Source organism: Photobacterium angustum (assembly GCF_002954615.1).
GTDB classification, from domain to species: Bacteria; Pseudomonadota; Gammaproteobacteria; order Enterobacterales; family Vibrionaceae; genus Photobacterium; species Photobacterium angustum_A.
In genome coordinates this window covers 598,096-623,313 of the sequence record NZ_MSCJ01000001.1, presented here as the reverse complement: position 1 = coordinate 623,313, position 25,218 = coordinate 598,096, and the positions used below count along the sequence as shown (strand labels likewise).

Here is a 25,218-nt window from a genome sequence, read left to right as displayed (position 1 = left end):
CCTCGGGGCTTAACCAATGCTATTAATGAGTGCTACCAGCACATTTTTTATCGATAACATTATAACTGCCGCATGAGAAAGGCTTGCTCCAGCTAGAATACAGATCGCGCGACCCAGGTAGATAATTCGACCATGCATCACCGTTAACTAACCCTGCTGTTTCCCATACCACTTCAAACTGTCCATCATCTTGGATCTCTCCAATTAATACCGGTTTAGTAATATGGTGGTTAGGTAACATCGTTGAATAACCACCGGATAAATTAGGCACAGATGTACCAATTAACGCATCTTGCACTGCTTCAGGATCGGTCGTTCCGGCATTAGTTACAGCTTGCACCCACATATTAAAACCAATGTAATGGGCTTCCATTGGATCATTCGTTACCCGCGCTTTGTTTTTAATAAACTTCTGCCACTTTTCAATAAACTCACTATTCTTAGCTGTATCAACGCTCATGAAATAGTTCCAAGCCGCTAGATGTCCAACGAGTGGTGAGGTATCCATACCTGACAGTTCTTCTTCACCAACAGAAAATGCAATAACAGGAATATCATCAGAGCTCACACCTTGCGCACCTAGCTCTTTATAAAAGGGAACATTTGCATCACCGTTAATGGTCGATATGACCGCTGTTTTTTTACCTTCCGCGCCAAATTTCTTGATATCAGAGACAATAGACTGCCAATCAGAATGCCCAAACGGGGTATAACTGATCATAATATCTTCTGCTTTCACACCTTTACTTTTCAAATACGCTTCAAGGATTTTATTCGTCGTACGCGGATAAACATAATCGGTGCCAGCTAATACCCAACGCTCGACATCCAATTCATTCATTAGGTAATTGACGGCAGGCACGGCTTGTTGATTAGGTGCTGCGCCAGTATAAAAGACATTTTTTGATGACTCTTCCCCTTCATATTGGACGGGATAAAATAAGATACTGTTAAACTCTTCAAACACCGGTAACATCGATTTGCGTGATACGGAGGTCCACCCACCAAATACCACATCGACTTTTTCTTTTTCAATTAACTCTCGGGCTTTTTCCGCAAATAGCGGCCAATTAGATGCAGGATCGACCACCACTGCTTCTAATTTTTTACCTAACAAACCTCCTTTTTTGTTTTGTTCATCCACCAGCATTAAGACGGTATCTTTTAATGTAGTTTCACTGATTGCCATCGTACCTGATAATGAATGAAGTACGCCGACCTTAATAGTGTCTTCAGCAGCCCATAATGGTTGAGAGAATAACGTTAGAACGGATAATGCAGTAAGATTTAACAGCTTCTTCTTCATGATTTGCTCCTTGTAATAAACATTTTATATTTTCCAAGAAACGTACCAATTCCCTATTTTTAAAAATAGAACACAAGCTGATGATTCCAATAGGGAATATTTTAACTGGATTATTGATATCTTTATTTATATGCACACTATTAGTGCGGTTATTATTTTTATTCACTAAAAACGTGCATAGAAAGGTACATACTCATACCTTTTTCCTTACTAACACATCGTGACGTAACGGCTTTATATCTTGTCATTATTAATCATAAAACATTAATAATGCGTGAAATCACAAATACGAAAAATCATATTTAGCAATATTACATTACGAATATGCCCCTTGATCTTAATCAAGAACCGTCTCGCATTTTTAACCACAATACGACTAACGCAATATTTAACGCCATCAGAAAATCGAAATCGCGTTCATTGCGGAATGATTATCGAAATATTATCGATATTACATTTTTTGTTCTCCTATAAAGGATTTATAACTATGAGCAATAATGCAACTGAAGGCCGTAAAGTTACGGTTGGCAGCTACCTTGCCCTCGCCTTTGCTTTCGTTTTCTTTTCCGGCGCCATGCAATCAAATGAATGGTACGGCGTACTTGACTTCACAACACTAAATGGTTCATTTGGTAATGTTGTTTACGCTGTTAACGATACAGCAGAAGGGGTTGAAACCGCATCAACCTCATTACGTGGTAAAGGCGGAAGCGGTGCGCGTGATGGCTTTATTTTCGCACTAACCTTAATCCCAACCGTAATGTTCGCACTGGGGATGATTAACGTACTTGAGCACTACGGCGCTTTAGATGCCGCTCGTAAACTATTAACGCCATTATTACGTCCTTTAATGGGTATCCCTGGTAACTCTGGTTTAGCACTTATTGCTTCATTACAAAGTACCGATGCTGGTGCGGCAATGACACGTCAACTTCGCGATGAAGGACACCTCACCAAGCGTGAAACCGATGTCTTTACTATGTTCCAGTTTTCTGCTGGTGCGGCAATTGTTAACTTCTTCTCATCTGGCGCAGTACTTTTCACCCTCACAACTGCAAGCGGTGAATTAGCAGTGGGTTCGTCCATTGGTCTTGCCGTTGCCATCATGTTTATCTTCAAATTTGTCGGTGCCAATATTTTCCGTGTGTACCTCAATATCACCGAAGGTAAAGAAGATAAAAACAACCAGAATAATGTGATCAGTCAGGAGAACGCATAATGACTACCGCTAAAAAACCGATGGTGACAGATATCTTCGTTGAAGGTGCTAAAAAAGGCTGGGTGATTGCAACTACCTCAACGGTACCTAACGTATTAATGGCCTTTGTGATAATCAAAGCTCTCCAAATTACGGGGGCATTAGAAATGATGGGGACATTATTCTCACCTGTTATGGCTGTTTTTGGTTTACCCGGTGAAGCTGCTGCAGTATTAATTGGTTCGTGGATGTCGATGGGCGGTGGTGTGGGTGTTGTTATTACACTGTTTGACCAAGGCATTTTAACTGGCGAACACATCGCAATTTTAGCGCCTGCTATCTACCTAATGGGTTCACAAGTACAGTACATGGGCCGCATCATGGGTCCTATCGGTACTGAAGGTCGCTACATTCCTGTAATGATTGCGATTTCTGTACTAAATGCTTTTGCTGCCATGTTCGTGATGAACATCTTGGTATAAGCCCTTTCTAGTTGCCGTGAGTACTTGCTCACGGCAAATGCTTTTCATCACAAGCGAACACCACTTTTTTGATTTCTGCATTGATGCTGTTTTCTGCATTGATGCAACTCGGAGCTGATTATGTCTTTTTGTCTTTATTCTTACCTAGAAGAACTACGCCCTTTAATTAACGTTGATTGTGGCACCCTAACAGTTGAAGGCATTAACTTTATTGCCGATACCATGGCACAGAAATACCAAGATCTTGGTTGGCACATTAAGCGTATTGATTGCGGGATTGCGGGTACCGGCTTAGAAATTCGTAACAAACCAGAAGCTGAGCACATTGATGCGATGCTAATTGGTCACATGGATACCGTTTTCCCAGTCGGTACTGCAGCCGCTCGCCCTATGACAACTGATGAAACCAAAGCCTATGGCCCAGGTGTTTCAGATATGAAATCTGGCCTATTGAATATCCTTTATGCACTGCGTGGTTTAGAGCAAGCAACATTAGATAAACTATCTATTTGTGTATGCATGAACCCAGATGAAGAAATCGGCTCATTACATTCTGAAGCATGGCTTAAAAGCATTGCCGTTAATGCAAAGCATGTGTTTGTGGCAGAAGCGGCACGTGCTGATGGCTCATTAGTTAAAGCCCGTAAGGGTATGGCACGTTACCGTTTAGGTTTTCACGGTAAAGCCGCGCATGCGGGTAACGAGCCTGAAAATGGCCGTAGTGCAATTAGTGAAATGGCACATTGGATCATTGCGATTAATGAACTCACTAACTTTGAATCAGGCACCACTTTCAACGTAGGTGTGGTAAAAGGTGGTGCAGGCGCAAACATCGTACCTGACTTTGCTGAAGCAATTGTTGATGTCCGTTTTTGGGATAACGATGAATATGCAACAGCTGACGAGAAAATTCGAGCGCTATGTGAAACACCATTTACTACTGACGTAAAAGTCGTGGTTGAGCGTGAAGCACATAAACCATCAATGGTACCAAGCCCACAAACAGAGCTATTAATGGCACAAGTTGAAGCGTTCGGTAAAGACTTGGGTATTGATATTACATGGCAAGCAGTCGGTGGTGGATCTGATGCAAACCTAACTGCAGTGTTAGGTGTTCCAACATTAGATGGTCTAGGTCCTATTGGTGCAGGTTTCCACAGTGCTGATGAATGGCTAGATCTCACTTCTATTGAGCCGCGTATCCGTTTATTACAACGTATTTTAGAAAAACTCGCAGCATAACTAGCTGTGCTATAAAACTGACCTTGCGGAACAAAGAAAGGCTGCATCTGCAGCCTTTCTTTGTCTTATTCACCATCTCTATATAACTGTTCCGCTTCATCTTGCGGTTCCAACTCATCAAATATCACTGGTGAAATGCTATCACTGCTAAACTGCAATGTGACTGGCTCAGAGTAATTCGGAACATTATCATAGCTAAATACCGAGTAAAATTTCGGTATATTGGCATTCCCAAATCGGTCAAATGTATATTCATCCTTACCAGCATAAAGCTTTACGCCGTCTAGTGGTGTTCGAGGAGGGTGAAAGCAGTTTCTTACCACATACACACCTACAAAATCTGGATCGTCAGGTTTCTTCCAAGTCAATTTCGTTGCACCATCAACCAGTGTTGCATTTAAATCTGTCGGTGCTGCTACTGGTTGTTTTCGACGTTCAATATACTCAATAACCAACTGTGGGCATTTTTCACTATCACAATTTAACCACGTCACCATGGCATTTTTGTGCCTTGAAGCCGAAGTAGCACGGATGATCAAATTAAGAAGCTGCCCACGGCTAATAACATCTTCTAAATGTTGCCTTGCAGAGCTATCAAACATAAAGCTCTTTCTAGGTGCTTTAGACAAACCGATACTACTTGCCTCATAACCTAGATACTCGATTTTTTCACGTTTTTTTACACTATCAAAATCAAGATTATCAATTTCCGCAATATCGACGGTAAAGCGCATTGGTTGTGAAATTTCTCTCGATTGCTCATGCTCTATCTCAAAGTAGGCTTGAGTAATAACAATATCTTGTTCCTTATTGAGGCAGTCTAATGAAAACATGACTTGCCCAAAGACTGTATTCTCATCACTATCAAAACCACATTGGATAACATTTTTTTTTGGTGGTTCTTGTAAGGTAAAGGTATGACAGTCACTTGCCGATATCGCGACCTTAGATGTTTTTTTAGTGTAGATAACTTCCAAGCTCGGTCGGTAATGAATACCACCACCAAAACGGCCATAGCCGATATCAAATTGCATAATTTGGGAATCATTACCAATTGGAAGCGAAGTCGGCCCCTGAATTTTTAGAAGTAAACGTCCTTGATTTAATTGTTGTTGCAGTAATTGTTTTTCTATCGCACTGAAACACCATGACTTCCAAATACCTTGCGTAATTTGATCGGAGCAAATAGCATCACCTAGGGTTTGTTGCGGAACAGCTTGATGAATTTGATCAAAACTTCGAATATTGGTGATTTCTTCTGGATCAAGAATAGAAACTGACCATTCGCCATAATTTTCTATTTTCGCACCTACACGGTTCATTGGATATAGCGAAAAACATGCATCTTTGATAACCGCATCTTCGGGCAATCTATCAATATCAAAGGCAATGACACCATAACAGATACCTTTAGTTTTATTGACACCAATAAACAAAGAATTATATCCAAAATGGTCCGCATTAAACTCTTTAGTTAATTCCCCTACATAGCCAATTTGTTCAGCTGCAGGGAATAAGGTGTAAGAAAACTCATCTTTTGCCAAATTTGTTTTTATCTTAAGTTCTGGAGCGAAAGGTGATTTTATTCGTGTCACCCGATTCACTTTTCTCAAATTATAAAAGTATCGATGACCAGATTGTAATTGGCTATCAGTGAAACTATTTTCGGAAGTATTAGCGATTAAGGTTTCAGGAGTACAATGGTATTTGGGCGTATCACTTCGATAAATTTGATAATAACAATTACTATCGTCCTCACCACTATTCCAAACTAATTCAACTTGGGTATCATCAACCAGCTTAATCGTGAAGTTTTCAGGTCGAGATGGCGCAAGTTCAGAATAATCAATCGCACTATTTAACGCATAAAGCAAAGCAGGAATATTCTCATTCACACTTTGCGTCATGTTAACTAAATAGTCCGGTATATTCCGACTACCTACCTCGACAACACTGGAGAGAATCCCGCGATCATAGTAGTATTCACGACCACTTCCATGGATCAAATTAGCAGGTGGCTTACCTCTGTGTATACCATATTGTCTGTTTGTTACTTTATGAATTTTATGCGCCATATTGGCGCATAAAATATTTAAGTCGGTCCCTTCAATTTCAGCTTCATGGTTAAACTTATGCGCAGGGAAAAACACGTTCCCCTGCGAGTGATAATCTAACGCAATACTGATATTTTTATGTTCTTCAACAAACGTTTTTATCGCTTGTGTTTCTGGCTCTGAAAATGCTTCAGGTCCACTATAAATATTCGACTGAGTATCAAAACTACGCTTAAAATTTACGCCAAAGTTTCGATTCAAATCAACACCAAAGGTACCGTCTTTATTATCTCGTCTATTCTTGCGCCAAAATGAAAAGTGCTGTCTTGAATATTCAAAACCGTCAGGATTAAGACAAGGCACCATATAGAGTGTGTTTCGCGTTAATGCTTCAACAACATCGGGATTGGAAGGGTAATTATCAAGAATATACTGAATAAAATTTACAGCTAACTCGATACCAATCCATTCTCTTGCGTGAATCGTTCCCGTATAAAGTAATGCGGGTTTCAAATCTGCATAAGCCACATCTTGTGACAAAGTCACCATCATGATTGGGCGATCTTCATGAGTCTGACCGATATTCTGCAACCGAATCAAGTGAGGATACTTCTCCATTGCCTCGGTGAGAAAATCAATCGTATCTTGATAAGAGAGATATTGTTTTTTCATTACTCAACCTCACTCGGCTGAGTATTCCAAGCTGCAATAATTGCATTGAGTTTTTTCTGCTTTAAATTACTAACTTCAAGTAATCGTGAAGGGTGATTATTCAATACATCCAAAGTTCCAGCTACACCAAAACGCTCAACAACATTGTTAGCAAGATTTACTCCTATACCTTTAACTGAGGTAAAAAACGCGATTATCTGTTGCTGATTAAGCGCATCCTCTGTCTTATCTGAATCAATAGCTGCTGTTGGGTATTGCGCTTGCTCGACACCTAAATCTAGTGTCTTCTCTAATTCCGTTTGCGCTTTCGGTTCTAAAAACTTCGCTAAAAACTGATTCAGTCCGTTATCACCACTATGTAGACCTTGTAAGTTCCAGACTTCACTTGGCCACTCTTCATTTAAGTCATCTTGGATGTTTTCTAGCGCATATAACTTATCTTTAGGATTTAATTCACCTGTATCCGTTGAAAATGATGCTTGTCCAAATGAGATATTACGCATCGTTCTCAATAGCGAAGAATCAATTTTTCCTAGCTCTTCCCAGTTCTTATGAGGGAAGTAAGGTTTTTTAAACATCTCAGGCGCCAGCTGCCACATTAAATACTGTCCAATCCAATCACGAATATAAGGAAAAGCAGCAAACGCCGTCGCACATTCTAAAATGCTGTATTCATCGTTGTGACTCACTGCAATATCACATGCCCAATATTCAGCTTTCGCAGCTTTAGATGCTTTAATTGCGACTTCCAACACTTTCTCTGGAATGGCTTGATAATCCATACTGCCACCTTGGCTAGTATTGGTTAGCCACTCACCTTCTGGCGGCCTACGCCAAAAAGCACAAACAGGTTTATGCCCAATCAACATCACACGAATGTCCGCTTTCATTGGAACAAAATCTTGTATATAAGCCGGAAAATAACGACGTTCAGAAAATAGCTTTACTGCCTCATCAGCACTATCCACTTTGTGGACAAAATACCCACCGTAGTTTGAGGGCCCATAAGAACGTTTAATAATTTTCGGGTAACTTGTCTCATTGATATAATCAAGTGCTTCTTCCACATTATAAAATATCTTTGTTTTAGGGATAGGTAATTGATACTTATGGCAAAAATGAGTGACGTTTTCTTTCGATTTATTACAAAACTGTGCATCCAAAGACGGAATAAACTTCACATTAGGAAGTGCTCTTGAGATATCACGAAATGTTTCGTAAGCAGTAGCTGGAATGTTACCAATCAGTACATCAATTTTTTTTCTTTTCACTTCATTGATAAAGCGCTGCTTATCATTAGCCCAATGATACGTCACTTGCTCAATCTTATCCGGCCAACCTTTGAAATTCGAACGATCAAAGAAACGTAAGACATGATCTAAATAAAGTAAGCCAAGTTTTGGTCGAGAAGTGGTATTACCGTTTTGCATATTTCCTCCTTAAATTATGCGAAATCAGTGTAGTTAATATCAGAAGCAACGTTTGAATGATTGGATGTAATGTTTGAGCGATGGCTCTGTTTTCTTGTTTTTCTATCTATAAGATCAGTGATGCATTGAATTTTCTTAGCGTTAAAATTAATGCCCATTTTTTCTTGATCTGGTGTTGCAAAAGCGGGAATGCCGTTAACTTCAAGCACAACATACTTTTGATGCTCGATATCATAAATAATATCAACGCCCGCAATTTCTAACCCTGTAATGCGTGCCGCTTTAAGGGCGAGTTCAATTACCTCTGGCGGAGCTTCTCGTTGTATGACATTTCCACCGCTTGTGATGTTAGTTTTCCAACTACCCTCTGCAGCCTTTCTGCCATAACAAGCAATAAACTGATCATCGACAATATCAACACGGTAATCAGTGAAATCATTTTCTATGATACGCTCTAGGTATAGCTGAGGTGATGCTTGATTCACGATGTAAGGATAAATTAAGTCAAGATCACGCTCACTTTCGAGTTTGATGATCCCGTTACCTCCCCAGCCATTGATTGGTTTACAAATGGCTTGCCCTTGCCAAAAGTGGAAATGCTTTTTTAAGTTATCTATATTTTTTTTATTGCAAACAACATAGTCTGGCGTATTAATGCCATGCCTTTTTAATAATTGAGCGGTTTTAAATTTATCTTCTGTTAATTCAAATGCTTCATAGTTATTAATAGTCGGAATAATAGTGCTAAGCGTTTGATACAGATACGTTTGATAAGGTGTTTGCTGACCTGCATTATATGAAAAATACAGATCTAACGAGCCCATATCCTGATCGTTACAGAAAATACTGCCGTCATGAGCAACCGCATTACCAAGATCAAGGTTGGTAACAACGCTGATATCTCGTTCATTTAACTTAGAGACTAATTGCTTCTGTATCTGCTCACCACCACCGTTTTGATACATCCATAATCCAATACGACGTTCCATTTTAACTCCTACTATAAATATGCCATAAACATACAACTCACCAACCCATGTAAACATGGTTTCATATGAACTTGTCAAAATGCAATAATTAATATCAAATTAGTATCATATTAAAGTTACATTTATGTGGAGTTAGCTATGAAATACGATGATTATTTAATTCTTAAGACAATGATGAAAAAAAACTCTTGGACCAAAAACAAAAAAGGGGTCGATGAGTATGGTCAATTGATGGCCGGTTGGCTAAAAGAGCTGGATATGGACCTTCAGTGTTTTCAGCGTTCAGAAATAGGTAATCATCTGCTCTTTACCTCTTCACATGAAGATCAATCCCCAACCCTTCTTCTCCTTGGTCATCTTGATACCGTATTTCCACCAAATACGTTTGAAGAAGTCAGTGAGGATAAAGAGTGGCTATACGGACCAGGTGCATGTGATATGAAAGGTGGGAATTTTGTTGCTTTAATGGCACTACGTAATATCTACGAAACACTGGGGCAAGTTCAAAATATAGATGTCTTACTCGTCAGTGATGAAGAAACAGGAAGTGATGACAGTAAGTCTCTACTTCGAACTATTGCGCCGAATTACAGTGCTTGTATTGATTTTGAAGCAGCCGGAAAAAACCATGAAGTAGTAACAGCACGTAAAGGTATTGCTACCTACAGCATTAATATTGAGGGTAAAGCAGCACATGCTGGTAACCATTTTTGCGATGGTGAGGATGCCAATTTAGTCGCAGCAAAACTTCTTATTCAGTTAGCCGAACAAACCAATCTTGAAAATGGAACAACAATCAATGTCGGAAAAATAAATGGTGGTATTGGTGCTAATACAATATCACCACACGCAACTCTCACCGTAGAAGCTCGTTTTACGAGTCTTAATGAGCAAAAACGAATTATTGATGTTATTCCTAAACTCGTTAATCACTATAAAAAAGATGGCATTACCCTATTTATTGATGGCGGGTTACAGAGAGATGTTATGGTACCGACCTCAGATCAAGCAGCATTAATTGATAAGCTCTCGAGCATTATTGGTATCCCGTTAAAAACTGAAAAACGAGGAGGTGTCAGTGATGCTAATATTATTGCGGGAATGGGCGTACCTACTCTTGATGGCTTTGGCCCTTATGGCGATGGCGATCATACCAAGCATGAGCGAGTATCGAAAAAAAGCATTAAGAGAAGGATCTCAGAAGTAACTAAGATATTGGAATATTATGCTTCTTATAATTAAGGGGCACCTGACTTTAATCAGCAGTAATAATATTGGTAAGACGGTGGATTATTCTTAGTTCAATACCATTTGATACTAAGAGAACTCTGAAGTTGTATGTCTACTTTAGAGTTCTACATAATCCACTGGTTAGATCAAAATACATCTGTTCATACTTTATGCTAAACCGTTCCTGGATTAGCCCGTTTTTGTCAAGATCTCTGTTTTGCTTGCTGATATTTGGGCACTATGTAAATTGTCTAATTTAAATTGTATAGCCCTAATTGGATGACGCCATAAGTAACGTGGAAATGTCCAACGTAACACATGGATCATTTGTAATCGTTTGGCAGATTGATAGCAATGCCCAATACAATGCGTACAACTTGGCTTATCATCACCCAGTCGACAACCTGTTACGCGCTCCTCAACATACTCGATAAGACTTTCACATTCAGGACAAATAATTGCCCCACGGTGCAACGTTTTACAATATAGGCGAATCATCGCTTTCACTGCGTTCAGTTCACGTTGCGAACGAACTGAATGATTGTTTTGAACTATCATAGTGGTGTTATTATCCACCGAGACTTTAAAGATCCAATGATAAAGATCAATTTTTCAAAGAAATCGTAAATTTATGAGCAAATATCGAAATACAACCCAAAATATTGATTAAAAGACATACTTTAATACATTGTTCAAAAAAAGAACCAAATGTAAAAATCACCTTCTATCCAGTTTAATAGATACTTAAACTAGATTTATACTTCAATTTTTATGTGTGTTGACGGGAAAAGTACATCGCTTAAAGTAATAACTCTTAATCATTTATTACCTTTGTTGCTAATCAATATTGTTGAGGATTTTATGATTCCATTTTCTCTCGATTTAAAAACAATCAAAGCCGTTATTTTTGATTTAGATAACACTTTGGTTACTTCAAACATAAACTTTTCTCAGTTACGCCAACAACTAGGCTGTCCCCAAGATATCGATTTATTAAGTTATATTGAAACACTTAACGCTAATGAAAAAACGCATGCCAATAATATTGTTTTTGAACATGAACTTTCTGATGCAGAAAGCTCTTTCCCCATGATGGGCTGCCATGAACTACTGATGTATTTGCAAGAAAATGAGATTAAAACAGCAATCATAACCAGAAACTGCTTGGCAGCAACCCACAAAAAACTCACACAGAACCAAATCAGTGTTGGCCGTGTAATAACCCGCGAATGTTTCCCACCGAAACCCAATCCATCCTCTTTAGAGTCACTAGCAAAGGATTGGGGGCTGATGAGTAATGAAATACTTTACGTTGGTGATTATTTTTATGACTTACAAGCTGCTTATAACGCTAAGATGCCGTCTTGCTTAGTCCATCATGGTAAGGCGTTAACGTTTAGTGATGCAGCGTCATTGGCTTTAAATGAGCTAAGCGATTTACTTTTTCAATTTCAATCAGTAAAAAAGAACTAACAAGACCATCATAAAGATAGTCTTGTTAAATCAGTTATCATAATCAGCGACTTATTGGGTGACAAATGTTGCCATTTGATGATTAAGTTCAGTAACTTGTTCTTTTACTTTAGAAGAAGTTTCTGCTGCACTTTGACTATGATTGGATACCTGATTTACAGAATCAGTAATATCTGCCATGAGCACTGTAATTGAATTTGTTGCATGTGATTGCTGCTCTGCGGCTGCGGCAAGCTCTTCCATTTGACCATTTAATTGGCCAATTTTTGTTGTCGTCGAGAGTAAACGTGACACTGCTTTTTCAATATGTTCAGCGCCTTGATCGGCAAGAGATTGGCTACTATCAATTTCTTCAACCACAGCGTGTGTAGATTGTCGAATCGCATTAATAATATCGTTAATCTCTGTCGTCGATTGGGTTGTTCTTGTTGCTAACATTCGGACTTCGTCTGCTACCACAGCAAAACCTCTGCCTTGATCTCCAGCTCTTGCAGCTTCAATAGCAGCATTCAGTGCGAGTAAATTTGTCTGCTCAGCTAAGCCTTCAATCACTTCCGTCACCCGACCAATTGCTTCACTTTCTTTACTTAATCGCGTTACCTGAGTGCTCGCCGTAGCAATATTGTTATGCAGGGTTTCCATTGTAATTTTATTTTGCTCAAGTGCATCACGCCCTAACTCAATTTCTCCTTTGGAATCAGACAACTTTTGTACCGATAGCGTAACCTGTTCTAAAGTATTGGCTGTGGCAGAAGCGATTTCTTCTAATTGGCTTCCCATCTGCTCAATGCTCGCTTGTTGGTGCACCACATTCGATGATGTGACATGTGCAGAAGTCAGCAAATCTTCCATGTTTACATCAACTTGTTGAGCTTTATCAGTAACACCAGAAACAATTTCTGCCAGTGAAGCGTTCATTCTATTTATTGATTCAGTTAAAACGGCCAGTTCATCATTACCAACAACCTTAAGAGGGGGTTGAGATACATCACCAAAAGCAATCGTCTTTGCTCTCTCAGACAGCAATGAAATTCGGCGACCAATCGTATTTCCCATATACTTTGAGATAGCGATAGCCGAACTAACAATTAATACAATGGCAATACACATGGTCGTTAGCACACTTTGAATCGATTGATTAATTCCTTGCCCGCTTTGATCTGCTCGCTGTTGCTGTGCTTGGACTACCGTTTCTAAACTTTGCTCAAGGGCAACGGCTGAAGGTAATAGCTCATTTGCCATGAGTTGATTCGATTTATTCCATTCTGGTGAGAGGCGAAGGGCTATCACATTCTCTGCTAAAGGAAAGTAAAGTTGCTGCATCTCTTTAAAAAGCGCCCATAAGGATGCATGCTCTTCCGTTAGCCGATCTAACTTTTTATCAATTTCAGCCACTGATTTTTTATGTGACTTAATTAAATCTCGATACTTATCTAAGTACTCTTGCTGCCCATACAACAAAAAATCGCGAAGTGAAGCCAATGCATTTGCTAGTGATACATAGCTGTCAGCATAAACCTTAAAAAGTCTTTTTCTCTCACCGCCAAACGGGTTACTGGATTCTTCATTAATCAAACTTTGGATCTGATCCAATGCGACCTCTGCAATGGGAGCCGCTTCATTAATGAAAAGGTTATGGGCTGGTAAATTTTCACGGCTATGGCTTAGAATAAGTAATTGATTCAATGATGTCTTAACAGATTGCCATTGTTCTTGAATGGTGTTGAACTTTTGCGCTGAAATCAACGTTTGAAGCGTTGGTAAAGACTCATCAATAGAGGCAATTGTCTTTTGAACATCCTCATTCAATTGTTGGCTATGCTGATCATCTCCTCCCAGTAACATATAAGCACGGATAGAAGATAGCGATGCCTGTACCGATTGCTGTATACCTCGGCTCGTATCGACAGTCGGTATATCAGAAGTCAGTAAAGAAGATGCGTATTGCTCAACCGTCGATATATTGCGGTAGGTAAGTACCGAAGAAACGATAAAAAGCAATGCCAATAACGCAAAACTCAGTTGTAACTTCCCTGATATCGTAAGTTTCATCCATAAACTCCTGATAAAAATATTAATAAAATATAGCTAAATTTTACAAATTTTTAAACCAATCAATGAAAACAATTAACATTTATCTGGATTTAGGGATCTACACCAAATTACTTGCTTATAGAGCGAGTTACATAAGACTGAGCGCCACAATTTTGACACTTCGTGCAATATTGAAGCTAGAGAAAATAAGGCAAACTTGAGAAGAAATTAAAAAGCGGCTTTGAGTATTACGATAAGTAAGTCGAGAGCAGAGTAACTTGTTCAACATCGGCCATACTTTCAACGAAAAATAGAATGGTATGGCCGATATCGCTTATAAAGATTAATTATCCGAGTTTAAACGACGTAATAGCTGATCTTTTAAATTCGGCGGTGTGCCTTTAATGGTTAACGTATCGGTTTCTGCATCATAGAAAATACGCTCACCCAACAACATACTGTCGAAATTAAGCGTCATACCACCGCCAGAACCAACAAATTTCGTGAGTTTACGCATTGCTGTGCGATCAGCAGGAAAGCTTTCTTCTAGCTCATAACCTTGCTTAGAAGTGAACTCATAGAAGTTAGTACCGTCGTCTGAGGTCGGTAATTCACCTGCAAGCTCTTTCACTGCGACTTCATCACCCGCTTGCAGTTGGCTATTACAGTAATCATAAACCTGCTTACGGTATTGCTGCTTTTCTTCTTTATCTAAACGCGAATCAGCACAGAAATCTTCCACAGCTTGCATTAGCACTTGGTTTTGTTCTTTCACATCTAAACCAACATCCGCTTGCATAAAGTCTAAGAAAAAGTCTGCAATTTTACGTCCCACACGCCCTTTCGCGAACGTTAAGTAACGCTTAGATTCAGGATCGGTTTCCCATGAAGACAAATCAATACGCGCAACAATATCCATTTTGGCGATATCAAGGTAGTCAGTCGCGCTAATACTTAATTGCTCAGTCACTTTCATACTGTGGCACGTCGGTAACATGCCAATAAACAGGTAATCTGTTGCTAATGACTGGTATTCCGCCATCACAACCGTGCCCGCTTCAGCAAAAGGATACTTAGCCAACTCAGTTTGTAAACGCTTAACAGCCATGTCTGAAAACGTTAAGAAATCTAATTCGCCTTGACGGAATTGCTTCAGCCAATGAGAAAACTCACTGTCTTGAGCAAAAAGTGCAAAACCTTTCGCCCCCTTACTGCTGTAAATGCGATGGAGTTCAGCCACGAGATCTTCAGTCGATGCATCGTTCTCAAGAGTCTGATTTCTTAGATGTATTTCTAGTTCATCTTGGTCGTTTTTTGTCAATTGATGAAGAATGACATTAGAAAGTGTTAGGCTCATAATGAAAAGGTTTTCAAGAAAAGTGAACTCTAGGTTATCATAAGTCGCTTATGTAAACATTAAACAAGATTTCTTATGCCAATTACTTCAAAATACAGCACTAAACAAGTTGAACAAATCATTGATGACATGTTCGATGTACTTGAAAAACATAAAACATCACCAGAATTAGCACTGATGGTTGTTGGTGATATTGCAACCAATATTATTAACGCGAATGTGCCGGCTGCTCAACGCGCAGTGATTGCAGAAAAATTTGCTAAAGCTCTGCAGACCTCAATTAAAAAAGACTAAGTTTAATAGTCATATTAAACTTGCATTGAAGACTGAGAAGAATTGACATTTATGGTCGCCAGCGGAAATACCTACAAAGAGAAAGTCTCACAGCTAATTAGCTGGGGACATTGGTTCAGTTTCTTTAATATCATCGCAGCCATGCTATTGGGTACGCGATATATTACACATTCAGACTGGCCAGCAACGCTGATCGGGCAACTTTACCTTTTATTAAGTTGGGTTGGTCATTTCGGTTTTCTTGTTTTTGGCATTTATATTCTCATTATATTTCCAGCAAGCTTCCTGATCCCCTCACAACGTTTAATGCGTTTATTTGGGGTATTAGTCAGCACCGTTGGTTTAACCGCCCTATTGCTTGATACCTATGCTTATCAAACAGTAGATTTACATTTAAGCCCATTAGTATGGGATTTATTGTTAAGTGGCGATAAGACAGAATTAAATGCCAGCTGGCAATATCTATTTGTCGTTGTTCCAGTCATCTTCCTCTTTGAGCTAATGTGCTCAGAGTGGGTATGGCGCAAACTTAGAAAGCTAACCCGCAAACATGTTGGCGGTCCTATCGCACTTGTTTTTGGGGTTTGCTTTCTAGGTAGCCATCTCATTTACATCTGGGCGGATGCAAATTTATACCGTCCTGTAACCATGCAGCGTTCTAATTTTCCCTTCTCTTATCCTATGACGGCTAAAACCTTCATGGAAAAGCATGGTTTACTTGATCGACAGGAATACACGAAGCGCCGTGCAGAGCAAGGCGTGCAAAACAGTGAATTTGTTCGCTATCCGATCAGCAAGTTAAGTTTTAATGATCAAGGCACAGATCAAAATCTGATGATCATTATGGTTGATAGCCTACGCAGTGATATGTTGACATCAACGGTTATGCCTAATTTAACGGCTTTCGCTCAAAACAACCTGAATTTCACCAATAACTACAGTTCAAGTAATAGCGATTCGACTGGCGTGTTTGGTCTGTTATATGGCTTACCAAGTGGCTATATCAATAGTATTCGCGCAGAGAAAAAGTCCCCCGTATTACTCAATACTTTGCAAGATCGTGATTATCAATTTGGTTTATTCAGTGGCGAGAATTTTGATTTACCAATTTATCGTGAAGCTATTTTTGCCAACACTAAATTGGCAGTAACAGATTCACGACACTCTCATGATATTGAAAGTGATTCACATGCAATAAAAGATTGGGATCATTGGTTAAGTAAACAAAAACAAAATAAACCATGGTTTAGCTTACTTGAATTGACCTCTGTTCAGCAGTTTAAAGAAGGTGAACATTATAAACCTCGCTTCACTCCTTCATTAGGCAGTAATGCCATTAATGAAAAAGGGGTGGATTCCACACTGCTACTCAAAAATAGTTACCGTAATGCGGCGTATCATATTGATGAAATGCTTGGACGTGTGTTTGCTCAGTTAGAAGCAAAAGGTGATATGGCAAATACCATTGTAGTGATTGCCTCAAACCACGGCACTGAATTTAATGAGACCGGTAACAATACTTGGGGATCTGGCAGTAACTACAGCCGATACCAAATAAAAGTACCGCTGATCATTCACTGGCCAGATCGTCCAGCACAAGAAGTAACACGTCTAACTAGTAATTTAGATCTGGTACCGACACTGATGGAATCATTACTTAATGTCGCTTCAGCAAGCTCAAATTACAGTTCAGGAGTAAGTTTGTTTGATAACAATAATAATCGTCGTTGGTTATTAGCTGGAGATGATTCTGATATTGTTGTTGTTGAAAATAAACAAACAACCGTGGTTGATAAATATGGTAATTACAATGTCTACGATAAAAATTACCAATTAGAAGATGAAGGCAAGCCAAAGCTTTCAACATTAATGCAGGTCATGAATGAATTAAAACGTTTCTATGAACCGAACCGTTATCAAGATAATGACAAGTAATCATTTATCATAAACTACAAAATAAAAAGCAGCGTTTATTCGCTGCTTTTTATTTTTCAGTAGTAATCATCCCTCGCATCATTATAACAATGCTCAAATCCATCTTGCCAACCATGGGAATACTTGCCCTGCTTTGCCATCCGTTCAGGATCACGTCTAAACCCCTTTTTATACATCATTTCATCAAGCTTTCTGCTATGACACCCATCTTGATAACCATCAAGGTAAGGACGTGTAAAACCTAACTCAGACAATTGTTGATGACGACTTGTCGTACACCCTATTAATAGAAAATATAAACAAAAATAAAAGAAAAGCGGGAAATACTTCATTATTAACACTCACCTTATATTGTTTACACCTCACAACTATTCGCTATAAAAATAATTGCATTTCATATAAGCATAGCGGTGAGAGCCTCTTTTTTATGTCTAAATAAAAAGACAATTCAAGCCTCGATTTGATCGCATTTTTAACGCTTAATTTGAATAACAGCACAGTTTTGTGGGTTATATCGCGCCTATTTATCAGTGAACAGTTAAACTATAAACTGTTAAAAATATTAAAAATAATATTAAAAATGAATTAGGCTCAATTGGAATTTGTCCTTTAATGAAGAAGCACGTTGATCTTTTTTATCAAAACATTACAAAGCAATGGGGAAATGCGCATAGCTTACGTACCATATGTGAACTGACTTGCCGTAATCTTATGGAGTTTTTTGACGTTCATCATTGCCAGCTTATTGTGGCTTACAAAGGACATTGGCAGTCTCTAGTACAACTGAATGAAGCCGGTATCCAGTATAGTTTTCCACCAGTTGTGATTTCAGAAGAAACACATGCTGATATTTACCAATCACTTATAGGGCAAAACAGCTATCAACCCTTCACTACCTCTAATGGTGATTTTCATCGTGCATGGCTACCATTACTCCGTCGTGAGCAGCGCATCGGCTGGCTAATTATTGATTTTCCTCATACTGCAAAAGTTGATATTGAGGCATTAAGTCAATTGTGTACGCTACTCGCCACTGAAATTGATGCCGACCTTTTATCGCAAACAATCAAAACAGAAAATAACTCTCGCCGGCACGTCGAACAAGAATTAAGAAACAGCCAATACGAACAAGATCTACTACTTCAACAACTTCAAGCCATGCACAGTATTTCGTTCATGTTATGGCGAACAAAGTCAATCAAAGAAATGCTCTTTATTGCCGTTGATGAAGGAAAAAAACAACTTGAAATAGATCGTATGGCAGTCTTTCTATTTGATAAGGAGTACCGCATGCATGGTACCTATGGTACAGACATTGCGGGTAATACTATTGATGAATATTATTTTGAGTCAGTGATCCCTGAACAATGGTACGCCGCACGAACACTTGAAGAAAAAGAATACCTCGCCGTTCAAGAAAACACCCCGCTTTATCACGATTTAAAGCAGGTTGGCTTTGGCTGGAGTGCCTATATTGCCTTATGGGATGAAGATACTCCAATAGGTTGGATTGCTTGCGATAATCTCTTAACAGGTCGTCCTTTCCGTACTTATCACCACCAGTTATTAAAACAATACGGTTTTATCATTTCGCAGCATCTTGTTCGACATCAGGCTGAAGATCGTCTCAAACGGCTCAATAGAGATCTCGAAAAGCGCGTACTTACCCGTACTGAAGAGCTTAATAACGTTAATAAGATGCTGGAAAAGATCTCTCGTCTTGATCCATTAACTAATATCGCTAATCGTCGCGTATTTGATGAGTCAATTGCTGATGAATGGCGTCGAGCTGAAAGGCATCAGTTGCCCATTTCTTTATTGATCATGGACATTGACCACTTCAAACAATATAACGATTATTTAGGTCATGACGCCGGTGACGTCTGCTTAAAGACAATAGCTCACGGGCTGGCTGATATTGAAAAACGTGCAGGCGCGTTATTTGCTCGTTTCGGTGGGGAGGAGTTTGTCTTATTACTGCCAGGTCAAGACAGTAAAGCCGCCGTTTTTTCAGCGAAAAAAATCTTAGCTACGATGAATGAAATGGCGTTGCCTTTCCCCGATAATGAAGAGGCAGAAACGAAAACAAATCCTATCGTCACCCTCAGTATTGGTGTGAGCTCTATGGTACCGACTCAAGGCAGTAGTTATAAAATGTTATTTAATACCGCAGATAAAGCCTTGTACCGCGCAAAAGGTGAAGGAAGAAACTGTTACAGACTCTTACTTTAGCTTCAATACAAAGTGGTTACTTACTCAATAACGTAACCACTTTGTGTCTTCTATATCCTCTATTTTTCTTTAGGCTTTCGTTTCCGCGTTGTTTTACCCGCAGTGTTCGATGAAGATTTTGCTCCTGCCGTTTTCTTTGAGTATCGACGCTTAGCTCCCCCTTTACTCCATTCGGGTGACTTTAGATCGCGTAAGCTTTGTGGAACGTCTGATACTTTTACTTTTTCCATCAGGGCTGTTACCTGTACCTCTAACGCGCCCATAAAGGGTTGATAAGCATATTTTTTATCTGCCATGTCCTGTAGCTGATGTTCCCAATGCGCTGTCATATCAGGATAGGTCGCTTCATTCGGCAAAGCATAAATTAAGCCTCTACCAGCCTCTGTTGCATGAATTGTTTTACCTTGTCGGTGTAATAACTGACGCTTAAATAAAATCTCTAAAATACCGGCTCGCGTTGCTTCAGTACCTAAACCATCAGTATCACGTAAGATTTTCTTTAACGATGGATCAGAAACAAAGCGAGCAATCCCCGTCATTGCTTGCAATAAGGTCGCTTCCGTAAATGCTTTGGGGGGCTCAGTCATTTTGTCTTTTATTACACCATCTCGACAAGTTAATACCGTACCTTTTGTTAACGGCGGCACTTTATCAGCCAGATCGTTATCATCACCTTTATCATCTCGTCCTAATAATACCCGCCAGCCCGCATCCATTAGTTGACGTCCTTTTGCTACAAACTGCCCTTTAGCGATAGTAAAGACTAACTTAGCTTCTGCATAAATCGCTGCAGGGTAAAATTGCATCAAATATTGTCTTGCTACTAGCTGATAGATCTTCGCTTCACTTGAGCTTAAGCTTTGTGGGTTCACCGCTTTTGGCGTAGGGATAATCGCATGGTGAGCATCCACTTTTTTATCATTCCATGCTTTGGATTTTAATGATGTATTTGCGCCAGAAACCGCATTCGATAAGCTATTGTCAGTATTAGCAATAGCACGGCAAACCTCACCTGCTTGCTTGAAATGATCATTAGGTAAATAGCGACTATCAGAACGTGGGTAAGTGATCACTTTATGCTTTTCATATAACGACTGACAGGTACTTAAAACATCAGCCGCACTCATACCGTAACGTTTAGCAGCATCAATTTGTAATGCTGATAAAGAGTAAGGTAAAGGCGCGGCTTGCTTGGTTTCTTTACGCTCAGATTCGGTGACTTCCGCGGGTTGTCCTTTTATACGACTCACCACATTTTCACAAAGCTGCCGACTGAGTATTCTTCCCTCTTCATCTTGATAAGGTTCGCAAGCTTTACTTGGTAGCCATCGCGCCTGAATCTCTTGTTCTGCATAAGGAATAAGTGCAAACACATCATAAAAAGGCTTGGGGACAAAATTAGCGATCTCATCATCACGACGCACCACTAAACCTAAAATCGGTGTTTGTACTCGCCCAACAGACAATACCCCACGATAACCACCTTTTTGCCCAAGTAGGGTATAAGCTCGAGTCATGTTCATACCATAAAGCCAATCAGCCCTTGAGCGAGCTAATGCTGATACCGACAATGGTACAAAGTCATGATTACTGCGCATGGAAGATAACGCTTTTTTAACCGCGGCAGGGTTAAGATCAGAAATAAGTAACCGTAATGCAGTCTTTTTCTTTGTTGCTGGTAATTTCGCGTAATCTATCACCTCATCCACCAGCAATTGCCCTTCACGATCAGGATCGCCAGCATGGACAATTTCTGAAGCCGATTTTGCTAACTTTTTAATTACCGCTAATTGCTGTTTCGCCGCCTTACGTGGAATAAGCTGCCATTTTTCAGGAATGATGGGTAAATCATTTAAATTCCACTTTTTATAACGCTCGTTATAAGCATCAGGCTCGACTTGTTCTAGTAGATGTCCAATACACCACGTAACAATATCGCCATTACCGACTTCGATATAACCATTATTATTTTTATGAGGTCGAGGAAGCACTGCGGCAATCGCTCTACCTAAACTTGGTTTTTCTGCAATGTATAAACGGCTCATCAAAATCTTTATATGGCGGTGAATAATGGGGAAACTGTACCTAAAACAGCGCAGTGCAGCAAGAAATACTGGATATAAAACCAGTTAGCAACGCCTAATTTTGTTTCCTAAATGTGATAATATATTCCTTAATCAATACTGAACAGTCGATTCATAAGAGAGATAAATGCTTAATCTAAAAACATTGACGCCCCTATTCGCTGTTGTATTGCTGCTTGGCTTGCTCTGGGTTGGGAAAGATTCATTACATAATTTTATTGAACATAACGATTTCAGCCATCCAGCTAAGCCAAACTTTGGTGCCTTCCTCAACATTGATGAAAAAAAGAAAGCCTTCTTTGACTATCTATACCCGTTTGTTGAAGAAACTAATCAACAGATCTTAGAAGATCGTCAACAACTAAAAATCCTGAGTAAAGATCCAGCCAAGATCGATATAGATAACGACTTAATTACGACGCTTAGTCAGCAATATGATCTGCCATTACCCAAAAAAACAATTACCCAGCAATGGCTAACAGAATTATTAAAACGCGTTAATGTTATACCTGCACAATTAGTCCTCGGGCAGGCAGCATTAGAATCATCATGGGGAACATCACGCTTTGCTGAAAAAGGAAATAGTTATTTTGGCGAATGGTGCTTTACCAAAGGGTGCGGTATTCCACCATTAGATATTGATCTTGAGCATTATCATGAAGTGAAAAGTTTTCCTTCTGTCCATGCTGCAGTGGCGTCTTATTTTAATAACATAAATACTAATGATGCTTATAGTGAACTACGTAATATTCGTGCACAACTGCAACAAGATAACCAGCCAATCACCGCACAAGCATTAGCCCATGGCTTACTCGAATATTCACAAATTGGGCATCAATACATCCAACGCTTACTAGACTTAATAAACTCAAATAAAGATCTTATTCCTACCTCTTCTTCATAGATAAAAAAAGCTGATCGTTAATGATGATATTAACTGATCAGCTTCTATTCCATGTTATCGAATCACATCATTATTGCGCTTCAAACCACGCTTTTACTGCTTGATAATCACCACGAAAAACAATACGTTCCGCCTTTTTACTTAACTGATAGGTGTACATTGGATCATAATATTGTTCAAGTAAAGGCACTAACCAGCCATCATGATCTGACACAGATCCCGTTGATTGCATCACTTTAATCGCATGTTTCTGAGCATCGAGTATTTCTTGATGACGCTCTAAACCTAAACGTTTACGAATATTAAACATGCCTTTTTCAAGGTATTCTTCAAACAAGATCCAGCCTTGCTCTTCACCATAATGGGCAACATAATCACGTTGCATGGTAATCACATAATCATCTAATAAACGACCTAAGCGCACATCTATTGGATCTTCAATAACGGCGATGGGTGCTTGTTTCATCGTAGCTTGAAGCGATAATGGCACCATCACGCAGCCAATACTCTTACCTTCATCTTCATAGATAAAACGCTCGACGTCGCGCGCCTGTTTTTTCAACATTTGAACAGCTAAATCATTTTCAAATGCGATTTGAGTACGCTGTGGTGTGACAAACCGACCAAATGATGAACCACGGTGATGGGCTGCACCTTCAAGATCAATACCGTTGGTAAGCTCATTGACCATAATGGTTTTACCATTACCCGTATTGCCAGCCACAATCGCAGTTGGCTTTTGCGCGATTTCATCAATGGTATCGATTAAAAAGCGGCGAAGCGCTTTATAACCACCAGTAATAAATGGAAAGTCAATCCCCGCTTCTTTAAGCCACTGTTGGGTAATTTGAGAGCGTAGGCCACCACGAAAACAATATAAATACCCGCTAGGATTCGCTTCACAAAACGCTTTCCACTGGGCAACACGCTGTGCTTTTACTTCGCCATGGACTAATTCATGACCCAGTTTAATGGCTTCTTGTTGGCCTTTATTTTTATAACATGTACCTACTGCTGCACGTTCATCATCCGTCATTAAAGGACGACTAACAGAAGTAGGAAATGCGCCTTGAGTAAACTCAACCGGCGCACGCATATCCATTAACGGTGTATCATTAACAAACAGACTACGAAAATCTTCGCAATTGGGACGTTGCATTAGCAAACCTCGATTAAGGTATCGCCATCCATCGGCTCTAACTCGCCAATCGCTTCCAGCAAAATGTCGTATTTTTTCGCAATTTCAATTAATTCAGCTTCACAATCAGGTGTTGCTGCTAATAATAAGCCACCCGATGTTTGTGGATCACATAATACTGCTTTTTGCTGATCGGTCATTTCACCAAGTTTGTCGCCATAACTCATAAAGTTACGCTCAGTACCACCTGGTACACAACCTTGCTCAATGTACTCATACACGCCAGGCAATGTGGGCACTTTATCAAACCACAACTTTGCTTTTAAATTGCTGCCTTCACAGATCTCTGTTAAGTGACCCATTAAGCCAAAACCAGTAACATCAGTAAGTGCTTTAACACCCGCAACGTCAGCAAAATCTGCGCCCGGTTTATTTAATTTGCACATCCAATCGCGTGCTAATCCTTGGTGCTCATCAGCCAACTTAGATTTCTTTTCTGCTGTTGTTAATACACCAATACCCAATGGCTTAGTGATATACAGCTTACAGCCTGCTTCAGCACTGTTATTACGCTTCACACGAGCAGTATCAACAATACCTGTAACAGCAAGACCAAAAATTGGCTCAGGGGCATCAATAGAGTGACCGCCAGCAAGTGAGATCCCAGCTTCGCGGCATACAGAGCGACCGCCTTCAATAACTTGTTGAGCAATTTCAGGGGCTAAGATATTGACAGGCCAACCTAAAATAGCAATAGCCATAATAGGCTTACCCCCCATCGCGTACACATCGCTGATCGCGTTCGTTGCGGCAATACGACCGAAATCAAATGGGTCATCAACGATTGGCATGAAGAAGTCGGTAGTACTTATCACTGATGTGTCATTACCTAAATCATAAACGGCAGCATCATCTTTACTTTCATTACCCACCAAAAGGTTAGGATCTGAGAATGGGGCTAACTGGGTGCGTAAAATGGTGTCGAGAACTTGGGGAGAAATTTTACAACCACATCCGGCACCGTGACTGTATTGAGTTAGGCGAACATTTTCCATGACACGCTCCAAAAAAGGGAAAGAGCCAAGGATTCTACTCCTGCCCCTAACACCTGTCATCTTTAGAGCGAATATCACGCTATTTTTCCATTGATATAAATCAAAAATA

The 25,218-nt window shown here is 39.7% G+C and carries 20 protein-coding genes; 9 read left to right on the top strand and 11 right to left on the bottom strand.

Translation table 11 applies throughout. The annotated features are described in order from the left end of the window. Positions 1–22: 22 nt before the first annotated feature. The gene (gene urtA / locus BTO08_RS02670) at positions 23–1,306 is read right to left on the bottom strand and encodes an urea ABC transporter substrate-binding protein (protein WP_105059786.1); all 1,284 of its coding nucleotides are present in this window, start codon (positions 1,304–1,306) and stop codon (positions 23–25) included. A 487-nt stretch (positions 1,307–1,793) separates the two neighbouring features. Between urtA and BTO08_RS02665 the strand changes: the two genes are divergently transcribed. From BTO08_RS02665 to BTO08_RS02655, 3 genes are all read left to right on the top strand, one after another. Then, on the top strand, positions 1,794–2,525 hold the full coding sequence (locus BTO08_RS02665; RefSeq protein ID WP_105059785.1) for a nucleoside recognition domain-containing protein: 732 nt from the start codon (positions 1,794–1,796) through the stop codon (positions 2,523–2,525). Beyond that, positions 2,525–2,986 carry a YjiG family protein gene (locus tag BTO08_RS02660; protein ID WP_105059784.1) on the top strand — a complete coding sequence of 154 codons (462 nt, stop codon included), beginning with the start codon at positions 2,525–2,527 and terminating at the stop codon, positions 2,984–2,986. The genes BTO08_RS02665 and BTO08_RS02660 overlap by 1 nt, the downstream gene beginning before the upstream one ends. 120 nt (positions 2,987–3,106) lie before the next feature. Then, positions 3,107–4,228: a M20 family metallopeptidase gene (locus BTO08_RS02655; protein ID WP_105059783.1), complete on the top strand. Its 1,122-nt coding sequence runs from the start codon at positions 3,107–3,109 to the stop codon at positions 4,226–4,228. A 65-nt stretch (positions 4,229–4,293) separates the two neighbouring features. Here the strand turns inward: BTO08_RS02655 and BTO08_RS02650 are convergent, their stop codons facing one another. The 3 genes from BTO08_RS02650 to BTO08_RS02640 are packed head-to-tail and all read right to left on the bottom strand — an operon-like array spanning position 4,294 to position 9,373. Beyond that, positions 4,294–6,954, bottom strand: coding sequence for a M14 family zinc carboxypeptidase (locus BTO08_RS02650; RefSeq protein ID WP_105059782.1), 2,661 nt, complete (start codon positions 6,952–6,954; stop codon positions 4,294–4,296). Beyond that, positions 6,954–8,384, bottom strand: coding sequence for an ATP-grasp domain-containing protein (locus tag BTO08_RS02645; protein ID WP_105059781.1), 1,431 nt, complete (start codon positions 8,382–8,384; stop codon positions 6,954–6,956). Before BTO08_RS02645 ends, BTO08_RS02650 begins: the two co-directional genes overlap by 1 nt. Positions 8,385–8,398: 14 nt before the next feature. Further along, the gene (locus BTO08_RS02640; protein WP_105059780.1) at positions 8,399–9,373 is read right to left on the bottom strand and encodes an ATP-grasp domain-containing protein; all 975 of its coding nucleotides are present in this window, start codon (positions 9,371–9,373) and stop codon (positions 8,399–8,401) included. Between the two features lie 138 nt (positions 9,374–9,511). Between BTO08_RS02640 and BTO08_RS02635 the strand changes: the two genes are divergently transcribed. Beyond that, positions 9,512–10,615, top strand: coding sequence for a M20 family metallopeptidase (locus BTO08_RS02635; RefSeq protein WP_105059779.1), 1,104 nt, complete (start codon positions 9,512–9,514; stop codon positions 10,613–10,615). Between the two features lie 177 nt (positions 10,616–10,792). Here the strand turns inward: BTO08_RS02635 and BTO08_RS02630 are convergent, their stop codons facing one another. Next, positions 10,793–11,161 carry a nitrous oxide-stimulated promoter family protein gene (locus tag BTO08_RS02630; RefSeq protein WP_006646522.1) on the bottom strand — a complete coding sequence of 123 codons (369 nt, stop codon included), beginning with the start codon at positions 11,159–11,161 and terminating at the stop codon, positions 10,793–10,795. Between the two features lie 303 nt (positions 11,162–11,464). Here BTO08_RS02630 and BTO08_RS02625 point away from each other — a divergent pair, with 303 nt between their 5' ends. Beyond that, positions 11,465–12,076 (top strand): HAD family hydrolase, encoded by a 612-nt coding sequence (locus BTO08_RS02625; protein ID WP_105059778.1) that lies wholly within the window; start codon positions 11,465–11,467, stop codon positions 12,074–12,076. 51 nt (positions 12,077–12,127) lie between these two features. Here BTO08_RS02625 and BTO08_RS02620 read toward each other — a convergent pair whose 3' ends face one another. Continuing rightward, positions 12,128–14,128, bottom strand: coding sequence for a methyl-accepting chemotaxis protein (locus BTO08_RS02620; protein ID WP_105059777.1), 2,001 nt, complete (start codon positions 14,126–14,128; stop codon positions 12,128–12,130). 325 nt (positions 14,129–14,453) lie between these two features. Next, positions 14,454–15,467: a nucleoid-associated protein YejK gene (gene yejK, locus BTO08_RS02615; protein WP_105059776.1), complete on the bottom strand. Its 1,014-nt coding sequence runs from the start codon at positions 15,465–15,467 to the stop codon at positions 14,454–14,456. Positions 15,468–15,542: 75 nt separating this feature from the next. Here yejK and BTO08_RS02610 point away from each other — a divergent pair, with 75 nt between their 5' ends. Together BTO08_RS02610 and BTO08_RS02605 are read left to right on the top strand one after the other, a co-directional pair. Beyond that, positions 15,543–15,761: a YejL family protein gene (locus BTO08_RS02610; protein ID WP_045083319.1), complete on the top strand. Its 219-nt coding sequence runs from the start codon at positions 15,543–15,545 to the stop codon at positions 15,759–15,761. A gap of 51 nt (positions 15,762–15,812) precedes the next feature. After that, on the top strand, positions 15,813–17,696 hold the full coding sequence (locus tag BTO08_RS02605; RefSeq protein ID WP_105059775.1) for a DUF3413 domain-containing protein: 1,884 nt from the start codon (positions 15,813–15,815) through the stop codon (positions 17,694–17,696). Between the two features lie 56 nt (positions 17,697–17,752). Here BTO08_RS02605 and BTO08_RS02600 read toward each other — a convergent pair whose 3' ends face one another. Then, positions 17,753–18,028: a hypothetical protein gene (locus tag BTO08_RS02600; protein WP_105059774.1), complete on the bottom strand. Its 276-nt coding sequence runs from the start codon at positions 18,026–18,028 to the stop codon at positions 17,753–17,755. A gap of 280 nt (positions 18,029–18,308) precedes the next feature. On the opposite strand from BTO08_RS02600, the gene BTO08_RS02595 reads away from it, so the two are divergent. Beyond that, positions 18,309–19,928, top strand: a complete 1,620-nt coding sequence (locus tag BTO08_RS02595) for a sensor domain-containing diguanylate cyclase (protein WP_105059773.1) — start codon at positions 18,309–18,311, stop codon at positions 19,926–19,928. 59 nt (positions 19,929–19,987) lie between these two features. Here BTO08_RS02595 and BTO08_RS02590 read toward each other — a convergent pair whose 3' ends face one another. Continuing rightward, positions 19,988–21,973, bottom strand: coding sequence for a DNA topoisomerase III (locus tag BTO08_RS02590; protein WP_105059772.1), 1,986 nt, complete (start codon positions 21,971–21,973; stop codon positions 19,988–19,990). Positions 21,974–22,139: 166 nt separating this feature from the next. Here BTO08_RS02590 and BTO08_RS02585 point away from each other — a divergent pair, with 166 nt between their 5' ends. Then, positions 22,140–22,916 (top strand): glucosaminidase domain-containing protein, encoded by a 777-nt coding sequence (locus tag BTO08_RS02585; protein WP_105059771.1) that lies wholly within the window; start codon positions 22,140–22,142, stop codon positions 22,914–22,916. Between the two features lie 70 nt (positions 22,917–22,986). On the opposite strand, the gene mnmH is transcribed toward BTO08_RS02585, so the two are convergent. Beyond that, on the bottom strand, positions 22,987–24,075 hold the full coding sequence (gene mnmH / locus BTO08_RS02580) for a tRNA 2-selenouridine(34) synthase MnmH (RefSeq protein WP_105059770.1): 1,089 nt from the start codon (positions 24,073–24,075) through the stop codon (positions 22,987–22,989). Continuing rightward, positions 24,075–25,109, bottom strand: coding sequence for a selenide, water dikinase SelD (selD, locus tag BTO08_RS02575; protein ID WP_105059769.1), 1,035 nt, complete (start codon positions 25,107–25,109; stop codon positions 24,075–24,077). The genes mnmH and selD overlap by 1 nt, the downstream gene beginning before the upstream one ends. Positions 25,110–25,218 lie beyond the last annotated feature (109 nt).